At 42.6% G+C, this 20,514-nt stretch carries 20 protein-coding genes; 8 read left to right on the forward strand and 12 right to left on the reverse strand.

Annotated elements, in window-relative coordinates; genetic code table 11:
• Positions 1-2 precede the first annotated feature (2 nt).
• Complete coding sequence (locus JIG37_RS15605; protein WP_054552450.1) at positions 3-1,178, forward strand: mandelate racemase/muconate lactonizing enzyme family protein; 1,176 nt, start codon at positions 3-5, stop codon at positions 1,176-1,178.
• Between the two features lie 66 nt (positions 1,179-1,244).
• Here JIG37_RS15605 and JIG37_RS15610 read toward each other — a convergent pair whose 3' ends face one another.
• From JIG37_RS15610 to JIG37_RS15650, 9 genes are all read right to left on the reverse strand, one after another.
• Positions 1,245-1,619: a hypothetical protein gene (locus tag JIG37_RS15610; protein WP_054552451.1), complete on the reverse strand. Its 375-nt coding sequence runs from the start codon at positions 1,617-1,619 to the stop codon at positions 1,245-1,247.
• Positions 1,620-1,628: 9 nt separating this feature from the next.
• On the reverse strand, positions 1,629-3,176 hold the full coding sequence (locus JIG37_RS15615; protein ID WP_199529782.1) for a S41 family peptidase: 1,548 nt from the start codon (positions 3,174-3,176) through the stop codon (positions 1,629-1,631).
• 46 nt (positions 3,177-3,222) lie between these two features.
• Entirely contained in the window at positions 3,223-4,065 is an 843-nt protein-coding gene (locus JIG37_RS15620; RefSeq protein ID WP_199529783.1) for an amidohydrolase family protein, read from the reverse strand.
• A complete protein-coding gene (locus JIG37_RS15625; protein WP_199529784.1) occupies positions 4,062-4,787 on the reverse strand; it encodes an SDR family oxidoreductase in 726 nt (241 codons plus the stop codon). Before JIG37_RS15625 ends, JIG37_RS15620 begins: the two co-directional genes overlap by 4 nt.
• A 9-nt stretch (positions 4,788-4,796) precedes the next feature.
• Positions 4,797-5,285, reverse strand: coding sequence for a peptidylprolyl isomerase (locus tag JIG37_RS15630; RefSeq protein WP_054552455.1), 489 nt, complete (start codon positions 5,283-5,285; stop codon positions 4,797-4,799).
• A 63-nt stretch (positions 5,286-5,348) separates the two neighbouring features.
• Positions 5,349-6,845: a LysM peptidoglycan-binding domain-containing protein gene (locus tag JIG37_RS15635; protein WP_199529785.1), complete on the reverse strand. Its 1,497-nt coding sequence runs from the start codon at positions 6,843-6,845 to the stop codon at positions 5,349-5,351.
• A gap of 28 nt (positions 6,846-6,873) precedes the next feature.
• A complete protein-coding gene (locus JIG37_RS15640) occupies positions 6,874-7,860 on the reverse strand; it encodes an MBL fold metallo-hydrolase (protein ID WP_199529786.1) in 987 nt (328 codons plus the stop codon).
• 68 nt (positions 7,861-7,928) lie between these two features.
• Positions 7,929-8,216, reverse strand: a complete 288-nt coding sequence (locus JIG37_RS15645; RefSeq protein WP_054552457.1) for a cell division protein ZapA — start codon at positions 8,214-8,216, stop codon at positions 7,929-7,931.
• The gene (locus JIG37_RS15650) at positions 8,216-8,446 is read right to left on the reverse strand and encodes a hypothetical protein (protein ID WP_054552458.1); all 231 of its coding nucleotides are present in this window, start codon (positions 8,444-8,446) and stop codon (positions 8,216-8,218) included. The genes JIG37_RS15645 and JIG37_RS15650 overlap by 1 nt, the downstream gene beginning before the upstream one ends.
• Positions 8,447-8,686: 240 nt before the next feature.
• Here JIG37_RS15650 and rlmJ point away from each other — a divergent pair, with 240 nt between their 5' ends.
• A complete protein-coding gene (rlmJ, locus tag JIG37_RS15655) occupies positions 8,687-9,526 on the forward strand; it encodes a 23S rRNA (adenine(2030)-N(6))-methyltransferase RlmJ (protein ID WP_054552459.1) in 840 nt (279 codons plus the stop codon).
• 55 nt (positions 9,527-9,581) lie between these two features.
• Here rlmJ and JIG37_RS15660 read toward each other — a convergent pair whose 3' ends face one another.
• The 3 genes from JIG37_RS15660 to JIG37_RS15670 form a co-directional block, all read right to left on the reverse strand.
• Entirely contained in the window at positions 9,582-10,391 is an 810-nt protein-coding gene (locus JIG37_RS15660) for an META domain-containing protein (RefSeq protein WP_199529787.1), read from the reverse strand.
• 156 nt (positions 10,392-10,547) lie between these two features.
• Positions 10,548-11,114 carry an alkylphosphonate utilization protein gene (locus tag JIG37_RS15665; RefSeq protein WP_054552461.1) on the reverse strand — a complete coding sequence of 189 codons (567 nt, stop codon included), beginning with the start codon at positions 11,112-11,114 and terminating at the stop codon, positions 10,548-10,550.
• An 80-nt stretch (positions 11,115-11,194) separates the two neighbouring features.
• Positions 11,195-11,959, reverse strand: a complete 765-nt coding sequence (locus JIG37_RS15670; protein ID WP_199529788.1) for a transporter substrate-binding domain-containing protein — start codon at positions 11,957-11,959, stop codon at positions 11,195-11,197.
• Between the two features lie 104 nt (positions 11,960-12,063).
• Between JIG37_RS15670 and JIG37_RS15675 the strand changes: the two genes are divergently transcribed.
• The 6 genes from JIG37_RS15675 (at position 12,064) to JIG37_RS15700 (ending at position 20,385) form a co-directional block, all read left to right on the forward strand.
• On the forward strand, positions 12,064-13,341 hold the full coding sequence (locus JIG37_RS15675; protein ID WP_228290600.1) for an HDOD domain-containing protein: 1,278 nt from the start codon (positions 12,064-12,066) through the stop codon (positions 13,339-13,341).
• 54 nt (positions 13,342-13,395) lie between these two features.
• Positions 13,396-14,010, forward strand: a complete 615-nt coding sequence (locus JIG37_RS15680) for a paraquat-inducible protein A (protein ID WP_138600179.1) — start codon at positions 13,396-13,398, stop codon at positions 14,008-14,010.
• Between the two features lie 43 nt (positions 14,011-14,053).
• Entirely contained in the window at positions 14,054-14,407 is a 354-nt protein-coding gene (locus JIG37_RS15685; RefSeq protein WP_199529789.1) for a hypothetical protein, read from the forward strand.
• Positions 14,408-14,511: 104 nt separating this feature from the next.
• Positions 14,512-15,834, forward strand: a complete 1,323-nt coding sequence (locus tag JIG37_RS15690; protein WP_199529790.1) for a TolC family protein — start codon at positions 14,512-14,514, stop codon at positions 15,832-15,834.
• Entirely contained in the window at positions 15,827-17,284 is a 1,458-nt protein-coding gene (locus tag JIG37_RS15695) for an efflux RND transporter periplasmic adaptor subunit (RefSeq protein WP_199529791.1), read from the forward strand. Before JIG37_RS15690 ends, JIG37_RS15695 begins: the two co-directional genes overlap by 8 nt.
• Entirely contained in the window at positions 17,281-20,385 is a 3,105-nt protein-coding gene (locus JIG37_RS15700) for an efflux RND transporter permease subunit (protein WP_199529792.1), read from the forward strand. Before JIG37_RS15695 ends, JIG37_RS15700 begins: the two co-directional genes overlap by 4 nt.
• Positions 20,386-20,514: the final 129 nt, after the last annotated feature.

Below are 20,514 nucleotides of genomic sequence, written 5' to 3' on the forward strand. Positions count from 1 at the left end.
CCATGAAAGTTAATCGCGTCGAAGTGTTCGATATTCATTGTCCAGACAGACCTGCTTGGACACCTGTTTTTGTGCGTATTCACACCGATGAAGGTATTAGCGGTGTGGGTGAAGCGGGTCTGGCTTATGATTTAGGTCATAGTGCAGCTGCGGCAATGATCAAAGAAATGGCTGATGCCTTTTTAATTGGTCATGACCCATTTCAAACAGAAAAACTGTGGTCACGAATGCTGCGCGAAAGCTTTTGGGGTTTAGGTGGTGGTCCTGTTGTGTATGCAGCAATGAGCGCCATTGATACTGCACTTTGGGATATTAAAGGTAAAGCATTAGGCTTGCCTGTTTACCAACTATTAGGTGGTAAAGTTAACGATAAGCTACGTACTTATGCATCACAATTACAGTTTGACTGGGACAGCGAATTTAAAGCGCTTGTTCACCCAGAAGAATACGCAGAAGCAGCGCTTAAGGCGATGGCTGAAGGGTATGATGCGGTAAAAGTTGACCCAATCCAGTACGATAAAAACGGCAATACTTATTACGATCGCACTAACATTATTTCTCGTGCAGAAATGAAATTATATCGTGCGCGTATGCAGGCTATTCGTGAAGCAGTCGGTGACGAAGTTGACATTATTTTTGAGTGTCACAGTTTACCAGGCGCAACATCAGCAATTCAAATTGGTGAAATTGCTGAAGAGTTCGATTGTATGTATTACGAAGAGCCTGTGAATTACTTAAATCATTCATTACACGCAAAAGTTGCTGACAAAGTAGCGGTGCCAATTGCAGGTGGTGAACGTTTGTATAACCGCTGGGGGGTGCGTCCATACTTAGAAGATCAAAGTATTGATGTGCTACAGCCAGACTTAGGCCTGTGTGGTGGTTTCACTGAAACTAAGAAAGTGTGTGATTATGCTGATATCTTTGATGTGCGTATTCAAGCTCACGTGTGTGGCGGCCCAGTAGCAACTGCAGCTTCGTTACACTTAGAAACTGCGATTCCTAACTTCTTAATTCACGAGCATCACACCTACGCGATTAAGAAATGGAACCGTGAATTGTGCATTCAAGATCCACAACCTAAAAATGGTTTCTTCCAAGTATCAGAAGAGCCAGGTATCGGTATTGAATTAAATGATGAAGTCGTTATGCGATCTCAACGTGTTGAGATTAAGTAATATTCACCAACATATTATAAAAAAAGCCCGCAAGGGCTTTTTTTATATCTACTTTTTAGCTTTGAATTAATCAACTGGTTTGCATTTCACCAAAGGAAGAGGCTCGGTCGCTTTACTATCTAAATGGCGCACAAAGCATATTTGGTTTTTAATAAGTAGCTCAAAGCGTTCTGGCATTGACAGTTGCTTGCCCATTATAAGGTTACCTTGCCCATCCATTACATTCATACTGTCAGTGACAAGCACACTGGTATTCATAAAAGCATCATCAGCAACAGCAATTGGCTTGCTGTGCATCAACCTTGCGATGCCTTGCGCTATTAGTTCACTTTGCGGCTCAGTAAGCCGTGCATGTTGCAATTTAGGTGTAGGCTCTTGGCTTTGAGCACTACAGCCTAGTAAGGTCAAAAGCATTAATAAGCTAGCTAATTGAACTCTCATGATTCGCTCCTATTGCTTCAATATTTTACTTTGTTGAAGCAAGGTTGAAGTTCGTATATCACGTACTTGCGGCGTATCGTTATAAGTAGCAGGTGCAAAGCCTTGCTCACTGACTGTTGAAGTAGCTACTGGACAGCGTCCATTCTCTCGATAGCTAAGTGCAGCACTGAGCATTGCTTCATTTTCATCGCCTAGTTGGTGAGTGAAATCATCAGCAATTGCACAGCCTGGGATTTTTACAGGTTGAAATTCACTATCGTTGCTGTTTTGTGGTGAAAAACCATCAGCATACTCACCAAACCCTTTATTATTGACGCCAGTAAATTGAATACTGAAGTATGTGGTATCGCAATTATCAGTTGGATAAAAACCATAGGGTTTACCGCAAGTTGTTTCGCCTATTTGAATTACTTCTATATTAGCGCCCCTAAGGCCATTGATCACAGCTTCACTTGCTGAGCAGGTGCTGTCTGTTGTAAGCACGAAGACTCGCTCTAAATTTAGAGATGGTAACGAAGTACCAGGCGTAATCGCAGGATTGTCTGCAAAACCTAAAAACTCATTAGTAAACTGAACAGGCTCTAAGCGCTCCCCAGTAATAGGGTTAAAAGTTGGGTGTTGATCATTAAAAATAGTCTGTTCAAATATTTTGCCACTGGTATTACTCTCGCCTGCCACCATATAAGCAACCTGACTTGCCATTTGAAGGAATCCGCCTGGGTTGTAACGCATATCAATAATTAAATCTTTAACATTACTTGCTGCTAAGCTGTTAAATGCGTCGTACAGAGGTTTTTCTGCAACTGCATTATGGCGATTAAACTGGAAATAACCCACTTCACCATCCGCAAATGTTTTAACGTTACTAACTGCTTGGCCAGTAATAGTTTGTGCAGTCATGCTCACTTCACGAATTTCACTGGTATTTATATCTCGAAATACAAATGAAGTAACTTTGCCGGACTCAGATGGAAATAGGCCTGCATTCAATATATCAACCTCTGCTTGGGTCGTTGCATTTACAAAGTCGACACCATCCACTTCGATTACTTCTAATCCTCGGCCAAGATTCAAGTTTGATGCAGGAGAGTTTGGCTCAGTATAGGAAATAATGCCTTGGCGGGGGGCGCCCGCACTTATCAATCTAAGTTTGAAACCATAACCAAAAGATTGCCCTGATTGGCTTTGAGCTTGCCATTCAGCTGTGGGTAAACTACTGTGGAAATTATCTTTTTTAGCACCTGAATCTGTAGTGTTTTCAGTTTTTAATAAAGCGAAATAATTTAATACCCCTTCAGTTAGCGCAGGGTCTCGATCAACTATTTCGTCATACCACAGATAAGTTTCATGACTCCAAGCTCGTAACCAATGCTTCTCATTGAGTGCTTGGCATTGTTGATCAAATTTGCTTGATGGCTCAAATACACCTTGAGTCCAAGTGATGTCTTCACTAGCAATTACGTCTGAATCTGAACTGCCGGAACCACCGCAACCAACTAAAATCAGTGAGCAAATAAAGGCACTACTTGCCATAGGTTTTTTTAAAGCATTAAACATAAAACAGAGTTCCAGATAAATTAACTTATTTGAATATAGCTAGTTTTTAAGCAATTAGATAGATTTCGTAGGCGTTTTTATAGCTAAGTTGATGCCATAAACTTGGCAGCGAGCACAGTGAGTGATAGTGTTGCCAGCAGTTTTCGTAACTGGTATTTATTTGGCATACAGGAAAGTTACTGGCAAACATAACGCGATGCTCACCAAAGTACTTAACTAAATTATTAACCAGCCATAGGTGTTTGTTTGTGGCAATTTGTGTGAACTCCAACCCTGAGAACTTTATCGCGATATTATCGCAGCGGCTGAGTTTAATGATTGCTTCAAGCCATCTTTGCTCATCACTAATAAAGCCTAAATGATTAATCACCACACGTAGTGATGGTAGTGCTGTGCAATACTTAATAAGCTGCTCAGTTACCTGTATGTTTTCAATTTCAAACTGTGCTTCAAAGTGTAAGTTTTCGGCTGCGATAAAAGCTAGATTATCTAGGCAGTGGGGAGTTAATAAGCGCCTAGCTTCATCACCTTCTGTTATATCGCGAATACCAACTAAAGATGGATGTTCTAACTTATTGAGTGACGCTTCAAATTGCTTGGGAGATGCGTCAATCGGGCTGTAGCTGATTGCGCGATACGGAATGTCGTCTAAATGCGTTGCAAGCCAATTGAGCTCATTAATTGGTGCTTGATTATCAAAGCCAGCTTCAATATGCACCAAGGCTTCTAGTTGAAATGGACAAGCAGCTTTAAGTTCAGAATCGACAATTTGCTTTTTAATTTTATCTAGATTTGGCCAAGCGGGGGGATTACTACCTTGTAGCCAAGTGTATTGACCCTCAGTGAGGTTAAAAAAGTGCACATGAGGGTCAATAATTTTGTCGCTCATTGCGTGGTGTATCCACCATCAATACTTTGTAAGCTGCCAGTAATAAAGCTCCCTTCTGGGCTTATTAAAAAATTAACCAAAGCAGCAATTTCTTCGGGTTGCCCTAAACGGCCTAACGGCTGCAGCGCGGCTTCTTCAGCAACAATCTCTGCTTTATCTGCACCACTGCGCTGACAGTAGGCATCAATCGCATTATGAAACAGTGGTGTTTCTATTGTACCTGGGCATACAGCGTTAGCACGAATGTTAAACGCGGCATAATCCAGTGCTGTCGTTTTTGCCATTGAAGCCAGTGCATGCTTGGTCAGGTTATAAGCAAACGAGTTTGGTTTGCCGATAATTGCCTGATCAGAGGCAACCAATACGATACTGCCGCCTTGCTGACTTTTCATGCTAGGTAATACAGCTTGAATTGCGGCATAGGCACCTTTCACATTGAGCGCAAATAGGGCATCAAACGTTGCTTCGTCGGTGTTTTCAATGTTGGCACTTAAATGACGACCTGCATTAGAAATTAAAGCATCGACACGACCCTCTTCTGCAACAATATCGGTGATAGCCGACTTCACTTGCTGAGTATCACTGACATCACAGTGGCGATAATTGCCCTCTGATGGGGTAATATCTAAGTTATAAACTGTGTAGGCTTCACGTTCTAAACGCTCGACTATCGCTTTGCCAATACCTTTACTGCCACCGGTGACAATTGCAACGTTTGTCATTATTTACCCTTAGTGGCTGTGGCCACAACCGCCTTCACCGTGCACGTGGCCGTGAGATAATTCTTCAGCTGTCGCTTGGCGAACATTAATTACTTCAACGTCAAATGTCAGCGTTTTACCTGCAAATGGATGGTTTAAGTCACAATCTGCATTGAAACGACCTACTTTAACGATAGTTACTTGGTGACGACCTTGATTTGAATGAACGATAGCAGTCATACCTGGCTTCCACACTTTTGTGTTGCCTTGTAAGTGCTTAAGTGGAATACGTTGAATTAGGTTATCAACGCGTTCGCCGTAAGATTCGCTAGGCTCAAGTGTTACGCTAAAATTATCGCCAGCCGCTTTACCTTCAAGGGCTTTCTCAAGACCAGGAAGCATGCCTTCAGTACCATGGATATATGAAAGTGGCTCGCCATCTTTACTTGATTCGATTTGCTCGCCTGCTTCACTAAGTGTGTAGTGAAACTCAACCGCTGCGTCTTTACTGATCTGCATGTTATTTCTCTTTAGAATTTAAATATAGGCACTGATTTTACGCTAACCACAAGTGCTGAGCAATCAAGGCTTTTTCAATGAGCTTTCAATCCCTGACAACATGGTTTCAGTTGCTGGCACTTGTGGCTCAGTTGGCTTAGCTTGTGGTAAGTGTAATGTTAAAATAGTACCGGGTTTTAAAATGCTGGTAGCGCTGAGCTTATTCCACGTTGCAATATCTTTATGCGGTACATCATAAAGTTGACTAATACTCCAAATTGAGTCTCCAGGTTTAACCTGATAGTCGATAGCGATTGTAGAAATGACTTCTTCATGTTGCTCAAGGTAGGGACTTATATTGTAATCAACCAATAATGATTCCGGCATGGTTTGTGGTTGTGATAAGCGCAATTGTTCACCTACCTTAATCAAATTTGTTGTTTTATCGTTGAGAGTTTTTAGATCTTTTACAGACATTTTAAAACGCCTTGAAATACTGTAGAGGGTATCGTCTTTTTGTACTGTGTATTCTCCAGCAAAATTGTTGCGAAACAGTTTGCTTTGTAACAGCGTACGGCGCTCTATTGGCAGAAGTAAAGTATGTGGGCCATTCGGGGAACTTTGGTTTTTTAAATACCCTGGATTTAATTTATGGAGCTGATTATGGCCGATGCCAGATAAATTAGCGATCACTGAAAAATCAAATTGTTGGCCTACATCAAACTCTGTGGTGAGTGCTTTATTCGCTAATTTCGGGCGTTTTAAACCTTTTTCTGGGTGCTTTAGTAAATAGCTAAGCGCCAAAAGTTTAGGAATATATTCAGCGGTTTCTTTTGGTAACGATAACGACCAATAATCAGTTTTCTTGCCAAGCTTTTTATTTTTTTCGATCGCTTTTTTAACGCGTCCTTCACCACTGTTATAGGCGGCAAGGGCATGCAGCCAATCACCATCAAAGCGTTTATGTAAGTAACTTAAATAAGCTAATGCGGCATCGGTTGAAGCAAGTATGTCTTGGCGGCCGTCATACCATTGGTCGCTTTGCACACCAAAATGATAAGCTGTCGCGCCGACTAGCTGCCAAACACCTACCGCTTGCTCTGATGATCGTATTGTTGGTCTAAAATCACTTTCAACAAAGGGTAATAAGGCCAATTCCATCGGTAGCTTTTGTTGTTCGATGCGTGTGACGATATGGTACAAATAGGGTGCAGCACGTTTATTCACTTTAATTAGGTAATTGGGTTGTTTTAAATACCATTTTACTCGTGCAGATGTATGTTTATTGGTTTGAAATACCAGCGTTAAATTGTTGGCGATATGCTGCCATAGATCTTTCGCGCGAGGCTTTGCTAGTGGAATATTATTGACTGCTATGGGCGCAGCAATAGGGCGAGGTTCAACAGCTGTTGAATCGACAAACTCACTAGGTGCTTGTTGGGTTGTTAAATCGGGCTCGTAATGGCTAAAAATCTCCGGCCTTGCCCGTTGCTGTTCTGTTTCTTGCTGAGTTACTTGGCATCCTTGTAAGCCAATAAACAAACTCAGCAAAAGTAAATATTTCAAACTTACTTGAGCCATATAATAAAATCCTTTTACTATTTTAGCCCTATTTTGACAATTTGCTTTGTTTAAGTCCAGCTTCTAAAAACATAGAAAACGCTCTTTCACCCACTTCATCTAGCTGGTATTGCTGTTTTATCTCAGTAGGAAAAAGCGGAATTAATTCACTAACGGGCTTATCTGGTGAGGAGTTTGTCATCTCTTGAATGGTTTTTAAAAACCTTAAAGGGAGTGCAAGTTCAGCAGGTGTCAGTGGCTTACCGTGACCCGGTAAAATAGTTGTCAGTGTGGTATTTTTTTGAATATCTTGCAGCGCACTTATCCAGCTAGAAAACGAGCCATGTCCTGGGTAGGGTAAGCTGTCGACTATATCGCCACCCAATAGCACGCGACCTTGATAGGCACTAAGGGTCAGATCACCCTTAGTATGCGCTTGGTAGGGTGTAATAACGATGGGGTAGTTACCAAGGTCTAGCTGTGTTGATTCAGTAATGTTAATAGCTGGTGGGTTCAGGGTGAGCTCTCGCCAGCGAAATAAGCGTTTTTTAGCAAGTTCTAGTTTGTCGCGCCAAACTGCTTGCTGATCTTTAGGTTGATTGGCAAGGCGTTGATAGCTCAGTTCTATGCTTTTTTCATAACCATCTAATTTATCAGTCAATGCTTGCTGCATTGCAACAAACTCAGTCGCTACTTGCTGATGTACGATGAGCTTAGCTTCAGGGAACTCAGCCTGTAAAACGGCCAAGCCTAGTAGATGATCATCATGATAATGACTCGCCACTAAATAACATAATGGTGTTTTTAAGCGTTTTTTTAGCTGCTCTGCGAGCTTTTCTACTTCGGCAAAGTTACCACTGGCATCAAACATTAAGGCACATTCTTTACCCTCTATCAGCACTTGATTCGAATCGTAAAAACGCAGCTTATTTTGTTGTTGTAGAAATTGGATTTCGGGAGTGATGCTATGCCAGCTAACGCTTGCTTTGGCGCTATAACTTACGAAAAGACAGATTAAAAAAGCACAAAATCGCATGGTGTTTCGCTCGAATAGGTGTCAGTGCTGTTGATTGTAAACAAAAAAAGCGCCAGATGCGCTTTTTTCTAAATACTAAGGTGTTGGCTGAGCTTATCTATTAAGCTGTCATGTTGTTGCTCTTGTTCTGCTTGTTGCGATTTTACTTCAAGCAATTCATGACTTAGATGTAATGCTGCCATCAGCAACGCTTTTTGGTCATTGCGAACCGATGAGCGTTGTTTCATTTGCTCCACTAAGTCATTCAAATTTTGTGCAGCAGCAACTAGGGCATGCTCTTGCCCAGGAGGGCAAGAAAACTCATGTTCTTTACCTAGTAGCTCTACGGTGACCCGCTGACTTTGTGGGCTGCTCATTAGCTAGCCTGTTGAACGCTTTGTAATTTCTCAAGCAGGCCTGTCAATGTGCTGCTTGTATCTTTTTGTTTCTCTTCGTTTTCGAGTACTTCTAGTTGCAGAGTTTCGTTCTCATCTAAAAGCTTAGCGGTTTGTTCTTGTAAGCTTTTAACTTCACTTTCAAGTTCGCTGTTGCGAAGGATTAATTTGTCGATCAGTTGTTCGAGTTGGGAAAGAGTTTCGTTATTCATAAATGCGCTCATAAAACTGTGATTATTGTCATGCAAATGTAAAGGAAAGTGTCTAGATATGCCAGCATTTACGGCCGTTTTAGGGGATTTTTATTTATTATTAAGGTGTAATTCAGCGTAGCGGCTTTTTTATTCATTTATGATTCACCAAAGCGCCAGATGCTAGGATCATTTTCTGTTTATCATGTACAATATGGCTATTCATTTTTAATGCAGTTTTGCATTTGGCGATTTATAAATATGCTTAGTTATCGACACTCCTTTCATGCAGGTAACCCTGCTGATGTGCTAAAACATCTTGTTCTAGCTGAAGTTCTTAAGTACCAAACAATTAAAGACAAACCACTTGATTATGTGGACACCCACTCAGGTGCTGGCTTTTTTGAACTTGCAGGCAGTGATGCACAAAAAACACAAGAGTATTTAGATGGGATTGCTAAGCTTTGGCAGCACAACAGTGAGCATGATGCACTTAATGAGTATATTGAGCTGATTAAATCATTTAATTCAAATGGTAATTTAGATTTTTACCCAGGTTCGCCAAAAATTGCAGAGCACTTTTTACGTCGCCAAGATAACGGTTGGTTCTTTGAGTTGCATCCACGTGACTTACAGTTACTGCAAGACAACATGAAAGGTAAGCGCTCTATCCGCGTACGTGGTGAAAACGGCTTTCAAGGCTTAATAGGTTTATTACCACCAGCATCACGTCGAGCTTGCGTGCTTATTGACCCTCCTTACGAAATAAAAAACGATTACGATACGGTCGTTAATACTCTTGTTAAGGCGCATAAACGCTTTGCTACGGGGACGTACATGATTTGGTATCCGGTTGTAGACCGTGAACGAATTGACAGAATGGAGGCGGGTTTAATCGCATCGGGTATGCGTAACATTCAGCTTTTCGAGCTTGCAACAGAGGCCGATACCGACGTTCATGGTATGACTGCATCGGGTATGATAGTGATCAACCCGCCATGGAAATTAAAGCAAACGATGGATGCTGTATTACCAGAACTTGTTTCCATACTAAGCGATAGCAGTGGTTTTTATCGCAGTGAACAATTAGTTGAAGAGTAATTTCTTCAAAACAAAAACGCCCAGCAATTGCTGGGCGTTGTTAATTTAACTGTTGTTAATTCATATAAGTCGCTACGAAGGTCGCAAGTGGCTCATCACTATCATCTAACAAGGTTAACTGCTCACCATTGATTGAGTACTTAGCCGTGGCTGCAAGTGCTGCCGACATGGCCGCTTCAATATCCATTTGTGATACACACATTTTTTTGGTGCTTGCTAATGGCTTGAATGTGAGCGCCTGCTCATTAACCTCGTAACTGCCTGAGAAGTTATTACAACCTAAGTGACCATTGGTTGAACCATCGTCTTTAAACTGTACGAAAGGTTCTTTATTTTCAACGGTGATAGCCTCACCGCTGATGGTAACTGCTTTCCAATAGGTATTGGTCAAAGTCACGTCTGGCTTTTTCGCTGATACTTTAGTCACCGTTACCTTGTACAGATCGCCAGCGGCATCTTCGGCAAATGGATTATTGTGAGTGGTGCTGATGTAAAGTAATTTACCTTGATTCTCAATGCGTGCACTTACACTGTAGCGGTGACGGTCAGCAATTTTGCTTTCGTCATATTCAAGTGCTACATCATATGGTGGTGCACCATCTAATTGGATTTCTTGTTCGCTAATTACTTCAGCCTTGACATCCATTTTAGAAACATCAGCGAGCTGTACTTTTAATACTGAACCCGGAGGTAGCATACTACGATCTAAATAGGTGATTTGAGTATTCAGGGTTTTCATTGATGATTGCTCAGCTTGTGGTGCACTAGAGTCTTCACCACAGCCTGTTAAAACCAAGCTGCTCCCTAAAATCATTAAACTGCATAGAGAAGCGCGTTTGAAAGATGAAAAGGTATCCGAAGCCATGATTATTTTCCTTGCGTTTAGGGTTATGCATCATATTTAATTGCCTAGCATAAAGTTCGCTGTCTTAATCATAGCTTAATTAACAAAAAATGGGCACTAAGCCCATTTTCGTAATAACGAATCGCTTTAAGAACATAAAGCGCATAAGAATAAACGTTATTTTTTCACGTATTTGGTAAGAATAACAATACGTTGACCATCAACACGGCCTTCAATGTGTTCTGGGTTGCTCGTTAAGCCAATGTTTCTTACTGCTGTGCCACGCTTAGCAACAAGGCTGCTGCCTTTCACATCAAGATCTTTAATAAGTGTCACTGTATCACCCGCCTGCAGCACAACACCATTACTGTCGATGTGTTTAATGTCGTCATCTTCAGCTAGCGCTGTTTGCGCCCATTTTAATGTGTCTTCTTCAAGATAAATCATATCGAGTGCATCTTGTGCCCAGCCGTTATCAGTAGCTAAGCGTTTCAGCATGCGGTAAGCGACAACTTGTACCGCTGGAGTTTGACTCCACATACTGTCATTCAAACAGTGCCAATGGTTTGCAGTTAAATCAGCATTGTTTTCGATTTGATCTTTACAAGTTTGGCAGACATAAATGCATTTATCAGAATGAGCCTCTGTAACAGGCGGCACTTCGTATACAGATAGGTTATCTGTAGCGGCACAAAGTTCACATTGGTTATTACTGCGTTCGATTAGGGCTTGTTCAATGCTCATAGGAGGCTCTTTTAAGTTTACAAGGTAAGAAAAACAGCACGCATTATAGCAAAAGAGGGACTGAAGCGGAATATCCCTAATTATTGTAGGGGTATGCTTTTTGTGTATTTTTTGATTATGGCATCTAAGCGGCCAGAATTTTTAAGTTCTTTGATTGCTGTATTTATTTTTGGTAACAATGATTGATGCTCACTGCGCAGGCGAATTTTTAGATTACCTAGCGAATGTAATGCGCCAAAGCTGATATCTGCATCAAATTGCTCAGCCCAATATAATGCTGGCAGTTTATCTATTATGACGACCTCAATTCGGTGTATTTTTAGTGCCTGAATGAGCTGTTGTTCAGAGTGAAAATCAACCCGTTTAAAGCGGTTATCGTCATAATAGTAATAGCCTAAAACAGTCCCTACGGGTTGATTACGAATACTGTTGAGTTGCTGCCATTGAGCCACCGAGCTTTTTAAACTCACGAGATACTCCTCAACTGCAAACAGGGTGTCTGAGTAACTAAATTGTCGGTTTTGTTTTTCTGTCTGGCTCAGCCACTCGGGGCTTATGACATCAAAATCAATATTCCCTTGGTGAAGGTATTTGACGGTTCGTTTTGCAGGAAGCTCGACATGCTTTACTTGAACATCAGCAAGCTGCATAACTTGCTTGATCAGTTCGGGGAGGATCCCTGGATTGCTTTTGTCATCAATATAATAAGGATAGTAGTTCCCAGAGCCGGTTACATTATATTTCAGTACAGGCTGCTGCTCAGCCAAAACTGCTTGAGTAAGAAAAAGTAACAGTAAGAAAATCGAGTTAGAGAAGCGCAATGGTCTGATTGAATTCGTTTTCATGTACCTAGTTTGGTTGGGTTTTTGTTTTTTAGCAAGGCAAACATCTTTCACTATACTTATAACAATAGTAATGTGGAGTTAGCCACATTTTAGTGAGAAGTTGAATGTCAGAATTAAGTATGGAAGGTAATAAAAGTCAGAGCATGACTCAGTATATAGCCCGGCAGCCAATATTTAATGCTGATAGAAGTTTATATGCTTACGAATTATTGTATAGAGAATCGAGCGATAATGTCTTTCCGGTAGGAACGAGTGATGGCCAAGCAACGGGGCGGCTGTTTTTTAACGCGTTAATGTTGATGGGACTCGAGAAGCTAACAGGTTTTCAACCTGCGTTTATTAATCTATCGACTGACGCTATTTTGGATGACTTTCCTAAGCTGTTGCAGCCACGCAGTGCGGTTATCGAAATAGTGGAGCGGGCTACTAGCATTCCAAAAGTAGTGAACCGCGTTAAACAATTAAAACAAGAAGGCTATTTGTTCGCGCTTGATGATTATGATGGCACAGAGAAATGGCAAGATATTTTGCCTTTGATGGATTTTATTAAGCTTGAAGTTACGCAGCCGATTATCAAAACCAACATGATGATCAAAAAGCTTAAACGCAGCTTCCCAGAAACCACTATCATAGTGGAACGCATTGAAAATTATGAAGACTTTCAACAACTAAAAGCAGCAGGTTGCGACCTGTTTCAGGGCTACTTTTTTGCCAAGCCGGAGCTTTTGAGTTTTGGTAATGTTGAACCATCAAAAATTGCTGTGCTTGAATTACTTAACTGTACTGCGCAAACAGATTTAAATTTTGATGCAATTCAACAACGTGTTGCTAAAGATATTGGCCTTACTGCACGCATTTTAAAATTAGTTAATGCGCGTATAAGTAATAGCCGGCAAACAATTCGTTCGATTTCACAAGCGGTTATTTACCTTGGTGAAGATGCGATTAGACAATTTGTGCGGGTATTAGCGCTAAGCGAATTAGGCAATGACAAACCGCAAGAGCTGACCAAACTTGGTTTAACAAGAGCTAAATTTATTGCTTTGATGCTTGAACCCGGAGGTAAAGACCTAGCTGAACAAGGTTATTTAGTCGGCTTACTCTCTGTTTTAGACGCTATTTTAGATATGGAGCTTAATATCATTGCCAAAGAGTTTTCATTGGGTAGTGAGCTTTCGAGTGCACTGTTAAACTTTAATGGCATGCAAGGGGCGAGCTTACAACTTGCTAAAGCAATGGAAGAAGAGCAGTGGCACACAGCCCTTGAACTACTCAAGATGATCCGCCCAGCCTCAAAAATGGATGTGGTTTTTCAAGCTATGTATGATGCCCGCGCATACGCAGATGAAGTATTCGCAAGCTTATCATCGGTTACAGACTAAGAGCGCAGAGTTCGTTATGATGCAGACTCTGAGTATTAAAAAGGTTTGTAACTAATGCGTGTTGTTTTTCCTATACTGGCTATTTTAATTGCCTTAGTGTTACTTATTCCCGGTGTAACCCAGCCAGTGCTCACCCTTGAAGGAAAAATTGATAAATCTAAGCTTGCCAAAACAGGTATTGAAATGATTGCCGATGAAGGCGATCGCAATACCCGTAGCGTGTTAATGATGGCATCAAGCATGCTGGGGCTTGATAAGCTTGAAGGAGAAATCGATGCCTACAAAAAAACACGCAGCATTTGGGGCACCGTGAATGAGCTTGCTAATAACAAAAACTACCTTGTTGCCGCGCTTGTAGCAGTGTTCTCGATTGTCATTCCCACCTTAAAACTCCTGATGCAATTGCTTTATTGTTTCTTACCAGTGAATAGGTTTAAGTATTTGCTCGGTCAACTCATACAAGGCCTAAGTAAATGGAGCATGGTCGATGTGTTTGTGATTGCATTGATCGTGTCTTATTTAGCAGGTAATGCCGATGGGCAAATGGGCGAGTTGATAAAAATGCATGCTGAATTGGGTGATGGATTTTGGTATTTTACAGGTTATTGCTTGTTTGCTATTGCTGCCAGCAGTAGCATAAAAATAGATAAACCCTTGTCGAGTTCGTAAATTTCGGGCTACAATTTGGGCACTTAATTTTTAAGGTATGATGATGACGCGACTTTCAAGCTACTTATTGATAGCTATGATGCTGCTCACTTTTGTGGGTCAGTCAGTTGCGTCTGTTGCTATGATATGTGATATGCCACATGCCAGCATGCAAATGGATCATCATGCTAATATGAATGCTGACAGCGACATGAGTGATATGGATTGTTGCCATGAAGACGTATTGGATAACAGCGATTGTGCGTGTCCGTTCAATGCCTGTACAGCTCACTCACTCCTGCCGTTAAATGATTTAGTTGTTAAATCAATAAAGCAATCAGAAAAAGTCACCATGTTAGGCGCCAGCCAGCTTAGTTTTCACGTCAGTTCTTTATATCGTCCACCTATTACTGCTTAAGCAGGATAGGTCTGTCTAAAGTTCAGTAAAACGCTGAAGTACACCTCATTCTGCACCCAAAATCTATTGTTTTTTAACCATTTTTAAGATTTTTGGAGCATGTGATGATTCACAGCAAATTGATTAAGGCGCTTTCTCTAGGCGCAGTATTGATAACCTCAAGTTTAGTGAAAGCAGAGCCGTTGGCACTCAATCAGGTGATTGATTATGCATTGACTCACGAGCCTTGGTTACAGGCAAATAAATACCAGCAACAGGCGATAGAAGCGCAAAGCATTGCGGCAGGTACCTTGCCGGATCCAGTGTTAACCGTTGGACTCATGAACTTACCAACCGATGGCTTTGCCTTTGACCAAGAGGGTATGACGCAATTCAAAGTGGGCTTGTCACAACAATTTAGCCGAGGTGATAGTCTTGCCTTACAGCAACAAGCTTTAAAACAATCGGCTGAGCAATACCCTTGGCTTAGAGCAGACCGCCAAGCACAGGTTAAAGCTATTGTTAGCGAAGCATGGCTAAATGCCTATCGCGCACAAAAAAGCATTCAACTGATCAACCAAGATAAAGCCTTATTTAATCAACTTATTGATATTACAGAAGCAAGCTATGCCAATACACTTGGTGCGACTCGCCAGCAGGATATTATTCGCGCCCAGCTAGAGCTGACTCGGCTTGAAGATAAGCTGGTGATGTTAGAACAACAGTTTGATAGTGCCAAAAAGCGACTAGCACAATGGCTACCTATTGAAATGCTAAACGGTGCAGTGAGCGATGAAAACACCAAGGTGGCCGCAGTAATGGCTTATCAAGAGCTTGCATCATCGGGGGTGACTGAAGTGCTGATGAGCCACCCGGCAATTATCGCTATTGATCATGCTATGCGTGCTAAAAATACTCAAGTGCAAGTGGCGAAAGAAGCGTATAAGCCGCAATTTGGTATGAACCTTGGTTATGGCTATCGTGATGATACCCCGATGGGTGACTCTCGCGCTGACTTATTCTCTATTGGGGTGAGTGTTGATTTACCGCTGTTTACTGATAACCGTCAAGATCAACAAGTCAATGCGGCAATAGCTAATGCCGAGGCGGTAAAAACCAACAAGCTTATTACCCTGCAAAAACTGCAAGGTCAGTATTTTAAAGAGCTTAGCCAATTAAGCCGACTTGCTCAACGCAAAGCGCTGTATCAACAGCAGCTATTACCGCAAATGGCAGAGCAAGCGGAGGCGACGTTAAATGCTTACACCAATGATGATGGTGACTTTTCAGAAGTGATGCGTGCTCGCATTAGCGAACTTAACGCGAAAATTGATGCATTAAACATCGAAATTGATAAACAAATTACCCTCGCTCGCCTTAACTATTACGCAGCAGCAAAAGATAACCAAATAAATGCAGCACAAAGCCAAGGAGCTAGCAATGAATAACACAGTGAAATTAGTTATCGCCTTGGCGGTAGGTGCGGCATTGGCAACGGCTGTAAATAAACTAGCTGAGCCAGAGCATGCACAAATGCCAAGCGCTGAGAAAAAGCCGCTATATTGGGTGGCGCCCATGGACAGCAATTACCGCCGTGATGAACCGGGGTTATCGCCAATGGGTATGGAATTAGTCCCTGTCTATGAGGAGCAAAGTAGCGCTGAAGACAGTCCGGGTACTGTGAGGATCTCACCAGCAGTCGTTAATAACTTAGGAGTAAGAACAGCGCCCGTAAGGTTTAAATCATTACAAACGACGGTTGATACGGTTGGTTATGTGCAATACGACCAAGACCAACTCGTGCATATTCACCCTCGTGTCGAAGGTTGGATAGAAACCTTATATGTAAAAGCCGCAGGTGACCAAGTTAAGCAAGGCGAGCCACTTTATACCTTGTATTCTCCACAGCTAGTGAATGCGCAAGAAGAGCTACTGCTTGCCCTAAAACGTAACAATGCGGTGCTTATACGTGCGGCAAAAGCACGCTTAGCCTCACTGAATGTTTCTGACGATTTTATTGTGCGATTAGAGCAAAGCCAAAAGGTCAGACAGAACATTACCTTTTATGCCAAGCAAAGTGGCGTATTGGATGAGCTAAATATCCGCGAAGGCTTCTTTGTGAAGCCAGGCACAACCATGATGAGTATTGCTCACCTAGAAGAGGTTTGGGTTGAGGCTGAAGTTTTTGAGCGTCAAGCCGGGCTTATTCATAAAGGCTTGCCAGTGACGATGAGCTTAGACTACTTACCGGGCAAACGCTGGCAAGGCAAGGTCGATTATATTTATCCAACCCTTGATGAGAAAAACCGTACCCTGCGCGTGCGTTTACGCTTTGCTAACCAAGATGGCTTATTAAAACCGAATATGTTTGCTGAAGTGAGCATTACTACTAAGCCAACTGAGCCGCAATTAGTGATAGCCAAAGAAGCGGTGATCCGCACAGGTAGTCAAGACCGTGTCGTGATTGATTTAGGTGAAGGGCGCTTTAAGTCAGTCGCAGTGACGCTAGGCCGTAGTGATAATCATGATGTCGAAATTTTATCAGGCTTACTGAAAGACGATAACGTTGTGGTTTCAGCGCAGTTCTTAATAGATTCAGAATCAAGTAAGAGTTCTGACTTTATGCGTATGCAAGAACCGGATAGTGACAGCGCAATGGTGAATGGCGTGATCAACAGCATTGATCGCGAAGCCCGTACTGCCGTGATTAGTCGCGAAGCCATCCCTAAGTGGGGGCGCGGGGCTGCAACTATGGAGTTTCACTTTTCGCCGCGCATCGATATGTCTAGTTTACAAAGCGATGATGAAGTGCATTTTACCTTTAAATTGGTGGAAGGTGAGTTTGTGATTTTTGACATCATGACCATGAGCCACCCTATGCAAGGAGAAATGCAATGATAGCTGCCGTGATCCGTTGGTCAGTCGGTAATCGCTTCTTTGTATTACTGCTGTCTTTAATGTTGGCAGGTTTTGGGATGTTTTCTTTAAAGAATACCCCAGTTGATGCCTTGCCTGACTTATCTGATATACAGGTTATTGTAAAAACATCTTACCCAGGACAAGCGCCACAAGTGGTGCAAGACCAAGTAACGTTTCCTATCACTACAGCCATGTTGTCGGTGCCGGGTGCTGAAACGGTAAGGGGCTTTTCGTTTTTTGGTGACTCTTATGTATACGTTATTTTTAATGAAGACACCGACCTTTACTGGGCCCGTAGTCGGGTGCAAGAATATTTGAGTCAAGTAAGTGCTCGCTTACCGGATTCAGCGAGGCCTGAACTTGGCCCTGATGCAACAGGGGTAGGCTGGATTTACTTGTATGCGCTGGTGGATAAAACCGGTAAGCACGATATTAGCCAGCTACGAAGCTTGCAAGATTGGTTTTTAAAGTTTGAGCTGCAAACGGTGCCGGGCGTATCAGAAGTAGCGTCTGTTGGCGGTATGGTTAAGCAGTATCAGGTTAATGTCGACCCCGATAAATTGCGTGCTTATGGTATTCCGCTAAGTTTAATTCAAACAGCAATTAGGCAAGGTAACCAAGAGCGCGGTGCCTCAGTGGTAGAAATGGCTGAAGCCGAATACATGGTATCGAGCACAGGTTATATTAAAAGTGTCGCAGATTTAGAAGCCATTCCGCTGGGTACTAATGCCAATGGTACGCCACTGCAATTACGTGATGTGGCTGATATAAAACTTGGGCCGCAAATGCGCCGTGGTATTGCCGAACTAAACGGCGAGGGTGAAGTAACCGGTGGGGTGGTAGTGATGCGCTTTGGAGAAAATGCCGAAGCAACCATCAAACTGGTAAAGGAAAAGCTAGAGTCGCTCAAAAAAGGCCTGCCTGAGGGCGTTGAAATCATCCCTGTGTACGACCGTTCAAACCTAATTACCCAAGCACTTGATAACTTAAGCTCAAAGTTAATTGAAGAATTAATCGTGGTGGCCTTAGTGTGTGTGGTGTTTTTATTCCATATACGCTCATCGATTGTAGCCATTATCACGTTGCCAATGGGTATTTTAACGGCTTTTGTGGTGATGTATTGGCAAGGTATAAACGCCAATATCATGTCGCTTGGCGGGATAGCGATTGCTATTGGTGCAATGACAGATGGTGCTATCGTGATGATAGAAAATATGCACAAGCATATGGAGAAAACCCCACTGACCGACGAGAATCGCTGGCAAGTGGTGATGGACTCAGCCGCAGAAGTCGGGCCTGCGTTATTCTTTAGTTTATTGATTATTACAGTCAGCTTTATGCCCGTGTTTATTCTTGAAGCACAAGAAGGGCGCATGTTCTCGCCACTGGCTTATACAAAAACGTATGCGATGGCAGCTTCGGCGGGTTTAGCGATTACACTGGTGCCGGTATTAATGGGCTACTTCATTCGCGGTAGGGTTATTTCTGAGCAGAAAAACCCTGTAAACCGCTTATTGGTGGCAGCCTATAAACCTTTATTAAGTGCGGTGTTAAAAGCGCCGAAAACAACATTGGTACTGGCCTTGGTGTTGGCTGCTATCGGCTTTTATCCGGTTAATAAAATTGGCAGTGAGTTTATTCCTCCTCTCGATGAGGGCGACTTAATGTACATGCCAACGACTTATCCAGGTATTTCCATTGGTAAGGCCCGTGAAATCTTACAACAGACCGATAAGTTAATTGCCAGTGTGCCAGAGGTCGAGTCGGTATTTGGTAAGGTAGGTCGTGCAGACACTGCCACAGATCCTGCGCCGCTTACTATGATCGAAACCTTTATTCAGTTAAAGCCAAAGTCGCAGTGGCGAGAGGGTATGACAACCGAGAAACTGAAAAAAGAGCTCGATAATCTGGTTAAGTTCCCTGGGCTCACCAATGCGTGGGTTATGCCAATCAAAACCCGAATCGACATGCTTGCCACTGGTATTAAAACGCCTGTGGGGATCAAAGTTGCAGGTCCAAAGCTGAGTGAAATTCAAAAAATCGGTGAGCAAATAGAAGTCATCTTAAAAGATTTACCAGGCACAGCGTCGGTTTACTCAGAGCGTGTTGCCGGTGGTCGCTACATCAAAGTTGATATCAACCGTGAAAAAGCAGCACGGTACGGTTTGAACATTGCTGATGTGCAACAGGTAGTTGCCACCGCTATCGGTGGTATGAATGTGACAGAAACGGTTGAAGGGCAAGAGCGTTACCCAGTTAACTTGCGCTACCCGCAAGATTATCGCGACTCGCCAGAAGAGCTTAAGTTGTTACCGATAGTGACACCAAACGGACAGCGTATCGCATTGGCTGATGTTGCCCATGTCTTTATCGAAGATGGCCCGCCGGGTATTAAAAGTGAAAATGCACGTATTAATGGCTGGAGCTTAATCGACATTGAAGGCAGTGATATCGGCAGTTATGTTGAGCGTGCGCAACAAGCGCTGCATGAGCAACTCGAGCTACCTGCTGGTTACTCAATTACGTGGGCGGGGCAATATGAATACATGGAGCGCGCAAAAGCTAAACTCAGTTATGTATTGCCACTTACCTTGGCAATTATTGTGGTGCTGTTATACCTCAATTTTAGAAGCTTTATTGAGGTGGCAATGATCATGCTGACCTTACCGCTTGCGATGATAGGCGGTATTTGGCTGATGTACCTTGAAGGCTTTAACTTCTCGGTTGCAGTTGGGGTTGGTTTTATTGCCTTAGCTGGGGTTGCTGTGGAAATTGGCGTGATCATGCTGGTTTATCTCAACCAAGCTTATCAAGATGCGAAAGCGCAATCGTCGCAGTTCACGGTTACAGAGCTGCGCCAAGCAATCATCAATGGTGCGGGCCTTCGGGTTAGGCCAGTGATGATGACAGTTGCCACTATTATCATAGGGTTACTGCCAGTGCTCTATGGCACTGGAACGGGTAGTGAAGTGATGAGCCGAATTGCCGCCCCTATGGTCGGCGGGATGCTCAGTGCCATAGTTTTAACACTACTTGTGCTACCTGCGCTTTATTTTATATGGCGTAAACGCGACCTATAAATTTTACAGCCAGTGTGTAACTTGTACGCTTTTACTGGCTGCAAGTTACACATTTTGTTTTTAACTTATTGATATTTATTGTTTTTGTTGCTGGTGTAATTTATGCAAAGTCATATTAAATTGATTTTG

The sequence above is a fragment of the Pseudoalteromonas sp. bablab_jr010 genome (assembly GCF_016464105.1).
Taxonomy (GTDB): Bacteria; Pseudomonadota; Gammaproteobacteria; order Enterobacterales; family Alteromonadaceae; genus Pseudoalteromonas; species Pseudoalteromonas simplex.